Origin of the sequence: Dolichospermum sp. LEGE 00240, assembly GCF_015207875.1 — a bacterium.
Lineage (GTDB): Bacteria > Cyanobacteriota > Cyanobacteriia > Cyanobacteriales > Nostocaceae > Dolichospermum > Dolichospermum gracile.
Genome location: NZ_JADEVZ010000004.1, coordinates 30,632 through 43,107, shown reverse-complemented (window position 1 = coordinate 43,107; position 12,476 = coordinate 30,632). Strand labels below are relative to the sequence as shown.

11 protein-coding genes are annotated in these 12,476 nt (G+C 40.5%); 6 read left to right on the top strand and 5 right to left on the bottom strand.

Translation table 11 applies throughout. The features are described 5' to 3' along the window. The first annotated feature begins 259 nt into the window (after positions 1 to 259). The 3 genes from apcA to IQ226_RS01950 all read left to right on the top strand — a co-directional run bounded on the left by apcA (position 260) and on the right by IQ226_RS01950 (position 1,832). Positions 260 to 745 (top strand): allophycocyanin subunit alpha, encoded by a 486-nt coding sequence (gene apcA, locus IQ226_RS01960; RefSeq protein WP_193891438.1) that lies wholly within the window; start codon positions 260 to 262, stop codon positions 743 to 745. 67 nt (positions 746 to 812) lie between these two features. Beyond that, complete coding sequence (gene apcB, locus IQ226_RS01955) at positions 813 to 1,298, top strand: allophycocyanin subunit beta (RefSeq protein WP_193891434.1); 486 nt, start codon at positions 813 to 815, stop codon at positions 1,296 to 1,298. Positions 1,299 to 1,625: 327 nt separating this feature from the next. Next, the gene (locus IQ226_RS01950) at positions 1,626 to 1,832 is read left to right on the top strand and encodes a phycobilisome linker polypeptide (RefSeq protein WP_027402734.1); all 207 of its coding nucleotides are present in this window, start codon (positions 1,626 to 1,628) and stop codon (positions 1,830 to 1,832) included. Positions 1,833 to 2,881: 1,049 nt separating this feature from the next. On the opposite strand, the gene dnaK is transcribed toward IQ226_RS01950, so the two are convergent. Continuing rightward, positions 2,882 to 4,780 (bottom strand): molecular chaperone DnaK, encoded by a 1,899-nt coding sequence (dnaK, locus tag IQ226_RS01940; protein WP_193891431.1) that lies wholly within the window; start codon positions 4,778 to 4,780, stop codon positions 2,882 to 2,884. A gap of 469 nt (positions 4,781 to 5,249) precedes the next feature. Beyond that, positions 5,250 to 6,122 carry a phosphodiester glycosidase family protein gene (locus IQ226_RS01935; RefSeq protein ID WP_193891615.1) on the bottom strand — a complete coding sequence of 291 codons (873 nt, stop codon included), beginning with the start codon at positions 6,120 to 6,122 and terminating at the stop codon, positions 5,250 to 5,252. A gap of 298 nt (positions 6,123 to 6,420) precedes the next feature. On the opposite strand from IQ226_RS01935, the gene IQ226_RS01930 reads away from it, so the two are divergent. The 3 genes from IQ226_RS01930 to IQ226_RS01920 all read left to right on the top strand — a co-directional run bounded on the left by IQ226_RS01930 (position 6,421) and on the right by IQ226_RS01920 (position 10,381). Next, positions 6,421 to 7,005, top strand: coding sequence for an rRNA large subunit pseudouridine synthase E (locus IQ226_RS01930; protein WP_193891428.1), 585 nt, complete (start codon positions 6,421 to 6,423; stop codon positions 7,003 to 7,005). A gap of 161 nt (positions 7,006 to 7,166) precedes the next feature. After that, positions 7,167 to 9,083, top strand: a complete 1,917-nt coding sequence (locus IQ226_RS01925; protein ID WP_193891425.1) for a serine/threonine phosphatase — start codon at positions 7,167 to 7,169, stop codon at positions 9,081 to 9,083. 35 nt (positions 9,084 to 9,118) lie between these two features. Then, complete coding sequence (locus tag IQ226_RS01920) at positions 9,119 to 10,381, top strand: protein kinase (RefSeq protein WP_193891422.1); 1,263 nt, start codon at positions 9,119 to 9,121, stop codon at positions 10,379 to 10,381. On the opposite strand, the gene IQ226_RS01915 is transcribed toward IQ226_RS01920, so the two are convergent. The 3 genes from IQ226_RS01915 to IQ226_RS01905 all read right to left on the bottom strand — a co-directional run bounded on the left by IQ226_RS01915 (position 10,367) and on the right by IQ226_RS01905 (position 12,471). Continuing rightward, the gene (locus tag IQ226_RS01915) at positions 10,367 to 10,984 is read right to left on the bottom strand and encodes a Uma2 family endonuclease (protein ID WP_193891419.1); all 618 of its coding nucleotides are present in this window, start codon (positions 10,982 to 10,984) and stop codon (positions 10,367 to 10,369) included. The genes IQ226_RS01920 and IQ226_RS01915 overlap by 15 nt on opposite strands. Before the next feature lie 410 nt (positions 10,985 to 11,394). Continuing rightward, complete coding sequence (locus IQ226_RS01910) at positions 11,395 to 11,613, bottom strand: DUF4327 family protein (RefSeq protein ID WP_027402742.1); 219 nt, start codon at positions 11,611 to 11,613, stop codon at positions 11,395 to 11,397. Positions 11,614 to 12,039: 426 nt separating this feature from the next. Then, the gene (locus IQ226_RS01905) at positions 12,040 to 12,471 is read right to left on the bottom strand and encodes a nucleoside deaminase (protein ID WP_193891416.1); all 432 of its coding nucleotides are present in this window, start codon (positions 12,469 to 12,471) and stop codon (positions 12,040 to 12,042) included. Positions 12,472 to 12,476 lie beyond the last annotated feature (5 nt).

The following is a 12,476-nucleotide window of genomic DNA, read 5'->3' as shown; positions in this document are numbered from 1 at the left end:
TCCCTGTTCCCTGTTCCCTGTTCCCTGAGAATGAGCGAATCTGAAAATAAGTGTTACAAAATATTAAGAGCAGTAATAAATGCTCAACATAATACTGGACAATATTTTGCGGGAGGTAATTGAGTTTTCCACCTGGTTTACACCAAATCCAGACAATCTGGCTAAAAATGTCGACCAAGTTGTCAAGTCACTATCAACCACATAAAGTCGTACCAGTTTAATCAAATTCTGGTTCCATTAGTTTTGGAGGAATCCATTAATGAGTATCGTCACGAAAGCCATCGTGAATGCTGATGCGGAAGCTCGCTACCTCAGCCCCGGTGAATTAGATAGAATCAAAGGTTTTGTTGCTGGTGGCGCACAACGTCTCCGCATCGCTCAAGTATTGACCGAAAACCGCGAGCGCATTGTTAAGCAAGCTGGCGACCAATTGTTCCAAAAACGTCCTGACGTTGTTTCCCCCGGTGGTAACGCTTACGGTCAAGAAATGACAGCTACTTGCTTGCGTGACTTGGACTACTACCTCCGTCTCGTTACCTACGGAATCGTTTCTGGTGATGTTACAGCCATCGAAGAAATCGGTATCGTTGGTGTACGCGAAATGTACAAATCTTTGGGTACTCCCATTGATGCAGTTGCTGGTGGCGTTGCCGCTATGAAGAACGTTGCTGCTACCCTATTGTCTTCTGAAGACGCTGGTGAAGCTGGTTCTTACTTCGACTACGTTGTTGGTGCAATGCAGTAAGTTTTAGCTGTAACTCGGCTCAAACTCAAACTGTAGCAATAAGGTTGGAAATAAGGAAAAAACAACAATGCAAGACGCAATTACCTCCGTTATCAATTCTTCAGACGTTCAAGGTAAATACCTTGATACCGCTGCTCTCGAAAAGCTAAAAGGCTACTTCGCTACTGGTGAACTGCGCGTTCGTGCAGCTACAACCATCAGCGCTAATGCTGCTGCGATCGTTAAAGAAGCTGTAGCTAAATCCTTGTTGTACTCTGACATCACCCGTCCCGGTGGTAATATGTACACTACCCGTCGTTACGCAGCTTGTATCCGTGACTTGGATTACTACTTGCGTTATGCTACCTACGCTATGTTGGCTGGCGACGCTTCCATCTTGGATGAGCGTGTATTGAATGGTTTAAAAGAAACCTACAACTCTTTGGGAGTACCCGTAGGCGCTACCATTTCCGCTATTGGCGCAATCAAGGAAGTAACCGCAAGCTTGGTTGGTCCTGATGCTGGTAAAGAAATGGGTGTTTACCTAGACTATATCTCCTCTGGCTTGAGCTAGGAGTTAGCTTTGCACTTAGTGATGTAGGTGCGGCATTATTAAGGTCTGGAGATCAATCATGATTGCTAGAAGGTTCTCTTGCTAATTGATTGTAAGTGTTATCAGTCTGGTGCTGATGGTTGATTTCCAGCCTTGGAAAAAATAATTGTAAGGAGTCAGAAGTCAGAATATTTGATATATTGATAAGTAATCAAATATCGTTTTTGGCATAAAATTTAAAAAATCTGACCACTGATTGCTAAATCCTTACAGATAAATTAAAGATTTTCACTCAAGACATTTGAGATAAAAAAGTTTCCCAAACAACATCAGGAGATTTAAAACAAAATGGCTCGTTTATTTAAAGTAACTGCTTGTGTTCCTAGCCTATCTCGGACTCGCACTCAACGCGAATTACAAAATACTTACTTTACTAAGTTAGTTCCTTATGAAAATTGGTTCCGTGAACAACAACGGATTCAAAAAATGGGTGGCAAGATTGTTAAAGTGGAATTAGCAACCGGTAAACAAGGTACTAATGCTGGTTTGTCTTAATTTCTATAAATCAAACATTATTTTATTCTGATTTTGCAAGGGGTCTAAAAAGACCTCTTTTTTTGTGCTTTTGATATTAAGAAGCAATTTGCATTATTAGCTGAAACGCTTATGATAGACTAAGGTGAAGTAAAATAAGCAAGTAATTCTGTCAACTATGGCAACTGCTACTAACATTGGTACGCTAGTAAGCTGTTCTCCAGGTGTGAATAATGGTCGTCCCGTGATTACAGGGACTAAAGCACCTGTCACCTCCCTTCACTAGAAGACTTATTCAGGAAGCCCTACATAGTCAGAAAGATGAAAATGCAGATGAATAAAATCCGTTTGTATATTGACGAAGACTCAATGGATGAAGATTTTGTTCAAGCCTTACGTTGCCGCAATGTAGATGTATTAACAGTTGCCGATGTGGGAATGAATGTTGTATAAATCAGATCCAGAACAGCTAACTTGGGCTAGAGAAAATAACTGAGTTATATTTAGCTTTAATGCTAGGGACTTTTACCAGATCCATACTACTTTACTGGAAGAAGGTTTATCTCACGCTGGAATAATTTTAGCACCTCAACAAAGATACGGAATTGGCGAATTAATGCGCGGAGTTTTGCGGCTGATTAACACTAAATCAACGCAAGATATGCAGGGACAAATAGAATTTTTAAGCAACTGGGTTTATTAATAACCGACCTTCCGCACCCTAAACTGTCACACAACGAAAAATGGTCGTTTGGGGATTTGAGATCGGCGATAGCGAAGCGCTGCTGCAAGCAGTTCGCCACCTAAGATTTCGACGATTTTGTATCAAAATTATCATCAAAGGTATTCAAAAATCCGATAGCGGAGCGTGGCGTTAGCCATAATTACCGATTGTGACACTGGGGGGTGCGGAATGTGGGTTATTATCATTGGGTTACAGATAATTCCGAAAATTCAAAAAATACCTGCGGAATGTGGGTTAAAAAATAAAATACCCATCCAGCGCAATAACTGGATGGGTATTAATCGTGTAGGGGCGGGGTTTCCCCGCCCTTGATGAGAAGTTATGACTACTTGCTTTCAGTGAAATCAGCATCAATGACATCATCACCAGAAGGAGCAGAACCACCGCTTGGAGGTTCAGTACCAGCAGCACCGGCAGCATCACCAGCTTGTTGATAGATATTGCTACCAATAGCAAACAGAGCTTGTTGCAATTCTGGCATCAACTTCTGGATTTGAGTATCATCTTCTTTAGCAACAGCTTCCCGCACTTCCTTAACCAAACCTTCAACCTTAGTCTTATCAGCAGCAGGGACTTTATCACCCAACTCTTCCAACTGCTTTTCAGCTTGATAAGCTAAAGAATCAGCTTGGTTTTTGCGCTCAATTTTTTCACGACGTTCCTTATCAGAAGAAGCATTTTGTTCAGCTTCTCTCACCATGCGTTCTACATCATTCTTATCCAGAGTAGAAGCACCCGTGATACTAATAGATTGTTCCTTACCAGTTCCCTTATCCTTAGCCGCAACATTGAGAATACCGTTAGCGTCAATATCAAAAGTAACTTCAATTTGGGGAACACCACGAGGAGCAGGAGGAATACCATCCAAACGGAAAGTTCCTAGACTCTTGTTATCATTGGCGAATTCTCTCTCACCTTGGAGAACGTGAATTTCCACATTAGTTTGTCCGTCTACAGCAGTAGAGAACACTTCTGATTTCTTGGTAGGAATTGTAGTATTGCGAGGAATAATCTTAGTCATCACACCACCCAAGGTTTCTACACCCAAAGATAATGGTGTTACATCTAACAACAAGATACCCGTAACATCACCAGCCAAGACACCCGCTTGAATAGCAGCACCAACAGCTACAACTTCATCAGGGTTAACGCTTTGGTTAGGCTCTTTACCTAACACCCGTTTGACCACATCTTGAACTGCGGGAATCCGGGTAGAACCACCAACGAGAACCACTTCGTCAATATTGGTCTTATTTAACTTCGCACCTTTGATTGCATCTTCTACAGGAATGCGGCAACGGTCAATTAAATCAGCGCAGAGTTCTTCAAACTTAGCGCGAGTCAGAATTGTATCCAAATGCTTTGGACCGTCCTGAGTAGCAGTGATAAATGGTAGGTTAATTTCCGCTTGAGTAACGCTAGAAAGTTCAATTTTGGCTTTTTCTGCGGCTTCAGTTAGACGTTGTAAAGCTTGTTTGTCCTTACGGAGGTCAATACCTTCGTCTTTTTTGAACTGTTCAGCTAGGAAGTCAACGATTTTTTTATCAAAGTCGTCACCACCCAGGTGAGTATCACCGGACGTTGATAATACTTCAAATACACCGTCGCCTACTTCTAGAACGGATACGTCAAAAGTACCACCACCCAAGTCAAATACCAGGATAGTTTCGTTGCTCTTTTTATCAAAGCCATAAGCTAGGGAAGCTGCGGTAGGTTCGTTGATAATACGGAGAACGTCAATACCAGCGATTTTTCCCGCGTCCTTAGTAGCTTGACGCTGAGAGTCATTGAAGTAAGCAGGAACGGTAATTACAGCTTGGGTAACAGTTTCACCCAGGTATTTACTAGCATCTTCAACCAATTTGCGGAGAACTTTCGCAGAAATTTCTTCAGGTGCAAATTGTTTACCAGCGCCAGGAGAATCTACTTTAACGTTACCGCCACTGCTGAGAACTTTATAAGAAACTTCTGTAGCCTCATTGGTAATCTCGTCGAAACGACGACCAATAAAGCGTTTCACAGAATAGAAAGTATTTTCGGGGTTCATTACCGCTTGGCGTTTAGCGATTTGACCAACTAAATTGTCGCCGTTTTTGGCAAATGCAACCACCGAGGGTGTTGTCCGAAAACCTTCTGCATTTGCGATAACGGTGGGTTTACCGCCTTCCATTACTGCCACACAGGAGTTAGTCGTTCCTAAATCAATTCCAACTACTTTTGCCATTTTGGGTGTTTGCTCCGTATAAAATTACTAAATGAACTCAGAGAGAATATAAAATTGCATTAACTAACTGCTAATCACAATCAGTTGCCCAAAAAAAACGAATGGCTTTGCTGGGAAGACAATCCCAAACTAGGCTACCCAGGGCAAGAAATAGAAATAAACTCAGTGGTAGCCATTCCATGCAGGGTGGTTTACCGAACCGTCAGGGGAACGGTGAATTTTATAAATTATGTCTAGTGGTTTCATGGATTTATGTGCTTTCACATTGACTAATGTATGGGAATTAATACTTTCAGGAATTGGGGTGAACCGTAACTTTATAGTCGTATTTGCCGTCAAACCCCATTAAAAATTAAAAATTATACCCCTGACTCCGTAATCCAGAAGTCAGGAGTCAGGAGTCACCGAGTCAGGAGTTCAGAAGAAGAAAGAAGAAAAAAGAAAATTTCTCCCCTACTCCCTGCCTTATTTACAAAGTAGGTATGGGGGGACGTTCTCCTTTTTGAAACTTCAGCCATGCCTGTTCTAAAGCTGTGGGAGCAGGATTTGTGGCATCATAAATGACGATGACATTGGTTAAAGGTCTACCCGCAGGAACTATAATATTGGTTTTGTTGGCTAAGGCTCTGGACGCTCCACCATCTAAATTCATAGCTTCATAACAACCGATCGCCTTCATTGCTTCTGCTTCCTGCTGTAAAGTGAGGTTAATTTCAAAATTGGCTAAAATCAGCTTTGTGCCGTCCTGAGTAAAACCAATGGCTGTACGGGCGCTATTGCCTAAAACAGCAGGATCTTTAAAGCCTTCAATACTGGGATTTATCCATATTTCCCCCTGTCGCAATAACCTCGGTCCACAAGTTAGGGAAAACCAATGTTTATTCCATTGCGGTTTACCATCTACTCTAGCTGTTACCATTTCTGGTTTATTACCGACTCCTAATCCCAAGGTAGTCCCAAAATTTTCCCAGGGACTGTATTTGACAAATTTCCCCCCAGCTACCATGTTACCCATCACTGTTTTTTGCGGATTTTTGGCGAAGAATGTACCATTAGCAACTACAGTAGCCTGATAACGCGCCACTAATTTACTAAATTCTTCATCACCACTGGTTTTTTGAATGGTGTTGGCAAAGCTGGCATTTTTGGCTAAACCCATTGTCATCAAGGTTTTTGGATCTGTGAGATCAACTATGGTTTGATAAAAAGGGATACCATTAATTTGACTTTTGTTTACCTGGAGTGGTTGAGCGTAACTAGGTAATGTTAAGGTTAATCCTTGTGCTAAGGTTGCCCCACCCAGAAATAAAAAGGATCTACGGCTGATTTTGCTAATTGTCATAATTAAGTAGTCTGACAAAATTAAATTTATTTGTTGAAAGAGGGAATTGGTAATTGGTAATTGGTAATTGGTGAAAACTATTCTTCCTCCTGACTCCTGAACTTCTGAACTCCTAAACTCCTGAACTTCTGAACTCCTAAACTCCTAAACTCCTGAACTTCTGAACTCCTGAACTTCTGAACTCCTGACTCCTGACTCCTGAACTCCTGAACTCCTGAACTCCTGAACTCCTGACTCCTGACTCCTGACTCCTGACTCCTGAACTCCTGAACTCCTGAACTCCTGACTCCTATATTTTATGAATAATCGGTATATTATTTTTCACAAACCCTATGGGGTTTTAAGCCAATTTACTCAAGAAAGTCCCAAACATATTACGCTAAAAGAGTATATAGATGTTCCCGATGTTTATGCTGTAGGGCGTTTGGATTGGGATAGCGAGGGGTTGCTATTGTTAACAAATGATGGACAGTTACAGCATCGTCTAGCACATCCGCGTTTTGGTCATCAACGTACCTATTGGGCGCAGGTAGAACGTATTCCTGATATTGATGCAATTCATCAGCTACAAAATGGGGTAGAAATTCAAGATTACCGGACTCGTCCTGCTCAGGTTAGGTTATTGTTAGAAGAACCATCCGTAGTCCAACGTATTCCCCCCATTCGGTTTCGGAAAAGTATTCCCACCGCTTGGTTAGAAATGACCTTAACTGAAGGTAAAAATCGCCAAGTCCGTCGCATGACGGCTACTGTGGGTTTTCCGACTTTGCGGTTAATTAGGATAAGTATTGGTAATATTCAATTAAATGATTTAGCACCAGGACAATGGCGAGAACTCACTCCCTTAGAAGTCACAAAATTAAATCATTCACCGGAAAAATAGATTAAGGTACTGTAATACCAGTATACAAAAGAGTCTCAACAATAGCACTTAGTTCTTAGGTAGCATAATTTTAATTTTAGTTATTTAATTGTGAACAGTTTGAATGTTTGTGACTAGAGAGACTGAAAGCACCTTAGTAGGAAAATCAAGGAAGTCCGACTATGCTGATTTGCCCCCAGTGTAAATTTGAAAATGTTGATAGTAATAAGTTCTGTCAAAACTGTGGTACATCCTTAGCTCATAAAATCTGCTCTGAGTGCAGTGCCGATATGACTTTAGATGCACAGTATTGTTATAAATGTGGTGCAGAATCTAGCACAGTTTGGTATGCGATCATTACTCAGGCAGTAGATAAGGTAGTTTCTGCCACAGCAGAAACTGCGAAATTAAGCCAAAATTTAGAAAATATAGCGGATAATGGCGAAGATTCTGGTCTGTTCTCCAAATTTATTTTAGATGCTTATTTAGATCCTTGGCAACGTTATCGTTTGTTAGAATCTCCGCAAGTATTTGCGGATTATATAGAAGTCAAGGTTCTAGATTGTCAACCTTACGAAATATCACTAACTGGGGCGATGCTTTTGCACGGGACAAAGATGGATACAAGGACAATTCCGGCTCTAGCACAAGCTTATCTAAAATTGCAGGTAGATAAGCACCCAGGAATACCAAATATTCATGATGCTTGGCGGCAAGATCATGTTCAAGTAGTCTTGTTAGAAAATAGATCCAATTTCCCCACGTTGCTTGATGTTTTGCGACGAGATACAATCAGTCCGGTGGAAATTTTACATTGGTTTTATCAAATGACTCAACTTTGGGAGTTGTTAGAAACTGTGAATTGTCGCCAAAGTTTGTTAGAGTTGTCGAATTTGCGCTTAGATGAAGGACAAACCCTGGTATTACAAAGGCTATATATAGAGACACCGTTACTGATACCACAACCACCCGAAGTTTTAGATTTGACGGAAATACCAGAGAATGGACAACAAGCCTTAACTCTTAAAAGTTTGGGTCGGATGTGGCAAACTTTGTTTAGAGAATGCCAACACACTCCATTGGATTGTGTGGTGCAGATGTTAGAGGATGTGGAATCTGGGAATATTCAAACTCTGGCGCAATTGCTATCGCATTTACAAGAAATAGCCGAAGAATGTCATCAGGAACAACTAACTTCATCACCTGTCTTGGCGCTATGTAATGATACAAAAAATAAAAGTGATGAAGCCCCAACTCTAGTTCTATCCATGCAGCTAAGTAGCGTGGAATATGCAGCAGCTACTGATGTGGGTCGTCAACGTGATCATAATGAGGACTATTTTGGTGTTGATAGTCAAGTTCACAAGATAGAGTTACCAGGAAATAGTCAAGTTACAGCACAAGGTTTATATATTCTTTGTGATGGTATGGGTGGTCATGCTGGAGGTGAAATAGCTAGTCAATTAGCGGTAAATACTATCCGTCAATACTTTCAAGAAATTTGGGTAGATACAGAATTGCCTGCCAAGGAGTCTATTCGTCAAGCAGTTTATCTGGCTAATCAAGCTATTTATGAACTTAATCAAAAAGAATCTCGTTCTGGTATTGGTCGCATGGGTACTACTTTGGTCATGCTACTAATTCAAGATAATCAAGCGGCAATTGCTCATGTGGGAGATAGTCGTCTTTATTGGCTGACTCGCAAGCAAGGACTAGAACAAATAACTATAGACCATGAAGTTGGTCAACGAGAAATTGCTAGGGGTATAGAACCTAGTATTGCCTATGGACGTGCGGATGCTTATCAACTTACCCAAGCTTTAGGTCCACGCCACGAAGATTATATCCGTCCTGATGTGATGTTATTTGATATCAATGAAGATATGCTTCTGGTATTGGTTTCAGATGGTTTATCAGATAATGACTGCTTAGAAACTCATTGGCAAACTCATCTCCAACCCTTATTAAGTTCTTCTAGTAATTTAGTCACAGGGGTTCAAAATTTAATTGAATTGGGTAATGAACATAATGGTCATGACAATATTACAGCTATACTGGTACGAGTGAACGTCCGAATATCTCAGCAAAGTTGCCTCTAAAATTAGTTTTTTGATCTTAAATTTTAGGTTGTATTGTGATTACTTTGACCCTATTAGCAAAAGGCACACAAACACCGCTGCAACAGTGGTGCTTTGAGGGTTCTACCGTTGTTCGCATTGGCCGGGCGGTAGATAATCACGTTGTTTTGTCCGAAAATTTAGTTTCTCGGTATCATTTAGAACTGAAATTAGTTAATAATGCCAGAGGAGATAATTGGGAGTTAATTAGTCATGGAACTAATGGGACTTTCCTGAATGGCTCTTTGGTTACTAAATCTATTGTTGCTGATAATTCTTTGCTGCAATTAGCTCACGGCGGGCCTGTACTCAAGGTACAAGTCCAGAAATTATCTCCTCTAGTTATCCCAGTTTCAGGTTCAGGAGATGGAGAAATTAATCAAAAGATTAATATCACTCCAGAATATTCCACCATTGGTTGTACTCACGAAGGGAATCATCCTCAAAATGTGTTTTGTATTCACTGTGGTCAACCAATTTTGGTGCAAAAGACTATTCGTCATTACCAGGTATTACGCACTTTGGGCAAGGGTGGTATGGGTACTACCTATTTAGCTTGGGATGGTGTTGGTGAAATTACTGGTGTACCACAATTACTGGTAATTAAGCAGATGAATGCTGATATGGTGAAAATTCCCAAAGCTCAAGAGTTATTCATCCGAGAGGCTAGTATTCTTAAGCATCTTAATCATGGGGGAGTTCCCAAGTATTATGATTTCTTTGTGGAAGATGGTAAAAAATACTTGGCTATGGAGTTAATTCATGGACAAGATTTAGACAAACGGATTCGCTTAACTGGACCTGTAACTCCAAAGCAAGCGATCGCTTGGATGATCCAAACTTGTGATATTCTAGATTATCTTCATCACCAACAAACACCATTAATTCACCGGGATATTAAGCCGGCTAATCTGATGGTGCGAAGTGGTAATAATAGTATTGTGGTGTTGGATTTTGGTGCTGTTAAGGAAATTGGCACAAAACCAGGGACAAGAATCGGTGCTGAGGGTTTTTGCGCTCCTGAACAGGAACGGGGACAACCGCTTACCCAATCTGATTTGTATGCTATTGGTCCGACGTTAATTTTTTTATTAACTGGGGAAAATCCTTTAAAATTTTATCGCCAAAGGGGGCGGAATTTTCGCTTTGAGGTTAAGGGGATACCAACCATTAATGATAAACTAAGACAGGTAATTGATTGTGTAACAGAACCTTTACCACGCGATCGCTATCATACTGCCAAGGAGTTAGCTCAGGCATTAATATCAATCAGCAGTTAGCAAAATCCGGTTAGCGGTTAGGTTCAATTCGGGAAAAGTGCGGGAAATTATTGGCTCATTGTCTCTAAAATGGTTAATTTCATACTCATCACCAATTAGAGAACAAACTGATATGGTAGGTTGTTTTGGTTCACCCACAAATTTACCAGCACCAAAGGGTTGATAATCAACAATCCAATATTCTTTAATTCCCATTTCTTCATAATCACTATATTTTCTATAGTAATCAACTCGCCAATTGCTACTCACTACTTCGATGATTAATGGCACAGAATCACCTTGAGTTACTGTTGCTTTTTTTTCCCAAAGCGGTTCATTGACTAAGTTGGTGGAATTTATCAACAAAACATCTGGATAATAGGCTGATTCCGTTGTTGGTGGTTTAACTAATGCCTGTTTGGGAATAAAATAGGGAAGATCAAGTCTGTCAAACTCGACTGTCAATTTTCTGGATAAAATCCCAGTTCTGCTTTCGTGTTTTCCTAATGGTGGATTCATCTCAATAATTTCCCCATCATGCAGTTCATAAAATCCGCCTTCTGGTTTCCATTTAATAAACTCTTCAAAGGTTACTAACTGGGTTTTAGGTAAGGTTTGAACCATAATTTACCTACCTTGATAAAAATGCTATGTTAGAAGGAGTCAGGAGTCAGGAGTCAGGAGTCAGAATTAGAAGGAGATAAGAATAGTTTTGAATCTTAAAAAGTGATAGGTTTTTAATGGGTTCAATGCTTATTCTTCGCACCTGATTCACTTTTTAACCTGAAACTCTTAAATATATCTAGGTTTTCTGTTTACATGGTCATAGCTTGCGTGACGACGTAGGAGTCATACGTTACGCTATCAGCAAGCCCTATTTTAGGATACTGAATGCGAGATCACTTTCTAAATCTACAATAGAAGCGTGGCGAAACTTAACCTACCATAAAAGCAAGGACAAAGCTCTATCATTGCTAAAGGTAGGCGTATCTACGTCAAATCTATCCTAGATAAAGCCAGTCTAATTGAGATGTTTAATCGTCGTCCCACTTTTCTACCGCTAATAAATCGCCAATTGGATCCTGAGTGCTAAATCCAAAGTCTAGCAACTCTTGTTTCCAATGTTGCCAATCATCGCCATAGAGTAAGGCAATTTTCCAAATCCTATCATTGGGTTTGATAATATTGGATTCTACGAGTGATTGCACGTTGCGCTGCAATTTCACCATTGGGTGAATTACTTGCTGAATCATAAACTGGGTGTATTTCAGATTTTTGTGTGTAAATTCTTGATCAAAACAGCCTTCCGCTTGCAATTATTACCTGCGCGTAGAGCAATTATAGTTTGGCAAAGCTAGTTCTAACTTTTCCACTATACCATAACTAACAAGAGTAAGCTGCTTAGGAGTTCGGTTTTGTACGGTAATTACCACTACTAAACGCTATTTATGCTGAACAGTCGTGGCAATATCCAGCCGGCAAGGTTTTTAGGCTTGCGATCGCCATCATAACGCAACTGGAGAAAATTGACACTAATTTCTCAATTTTAATTGTGGAGGTAATGTGAATGGGTAATGGGTAATGGAACAATTTTACGTTTCATTCATTTCTTCTTTCTTCTTTCTTCTTCCTGACTCCTGACTCCTGACTTCTGACTCCTGACTTCTGACTCCTGACTCCTATCTTCCAATGTCTTCCAGCCAAAGTTCCGGGTTAGTTGTAATAAATTCACGCATCATTTGTTCACATTCATCTAAATTTAAATCTATGACTTCCACACCGTGAGATACCATAAACTCTCTAGCGCCAGGAAAAGTTTTAGATTCTCCAGCAATAACTTTTTTAATCCCAAATTGCACCACAGCACCAGCACACAAATAACAAGGCATTAACGTAGAGTAGAGAATTGTACCTCTGTAGTTACCAATTCTGCCCGCATTACGGAGACAATCAATCTCCGCATGAGTTACAGGATCACCATCTTGGACGCGCTTATTGTGTCCCTGTCCGACAATTTTACCATCCTTAACCAAAACAGAGCCAATGGGAATTCCTCCTTCTTGTCTACCTTGTCTAGCCTGGGAAATAGCAGCATTCATAAATTCATCCATTTGTC

Coding starts and splice junctions, on each gene's coding strand:
- IQ226_RS01915 (WP_193891419.1), bottom strand. CDS start 10,984: ATGGTTCAAACCTTACCTAAAACCCAGTTAGTAACCTTTGAAGAGTTT.
- IQ226_RS01935 (WP_193891615.1), bottom strand. CDS start 6,122: ATGACAATTAGCAAAATCAGCCGTAGATCCTTTTTATTTCTGGGTGGG.
- apcB (WP_193891434.1), top strand. CDS start 813: ATGCAAGACGCAATTACCTCCGTTATCAATTCTTCAGACGTTCAAGGT.
- apcA (WP_193891438.1), top strand. CDS start 260: ATGAGTATCGTCACGAAAGCCATCGTGAATGCTGATGCGGAAGCTCGC.
- IQ226_RS01930 (WP_193891428.1), top strand. CDS start 6,421: ATGAATAATCGGTATATTATTTTTCACAAACCCTATGGGGTTTTAAGC.
- IQ226_RS01950 (WP_027402734.1), top strand. CDS start 1,626: ATGGCTCGTTTATTTAAAGTAACTGCTTGTGTTCCTAGCCTATCTCGG.
- dnaK (WP_193891431.1), bottom strand. CDS start 4,780: ATGGCAAAAGTAGTTGGAATTGATTTAGGAACGACTAACTCCTGTGTG.
- IQ226_RS01925 (WP_193891425.1), top strand. CDS start 7,167: ATGCTGATTTGCCCCCAGTGTAAATTTGAAAATGTTGATAGTAATAAG.
- IQ226_RS01910 (WP_027402742.1), bottom strand. CDS start 11,613: ATGATTCAGCAAGTAATTCACCCAATGGTGAAATTGCAGCGCAACGTG.
- IQ226_RS01905 (WP_193891416.1), bottom strand. CDS start 12,471: ATGGATGAATTTATGAATGCTGCTATTTCCCAGGCTAGACAAGGTAGA.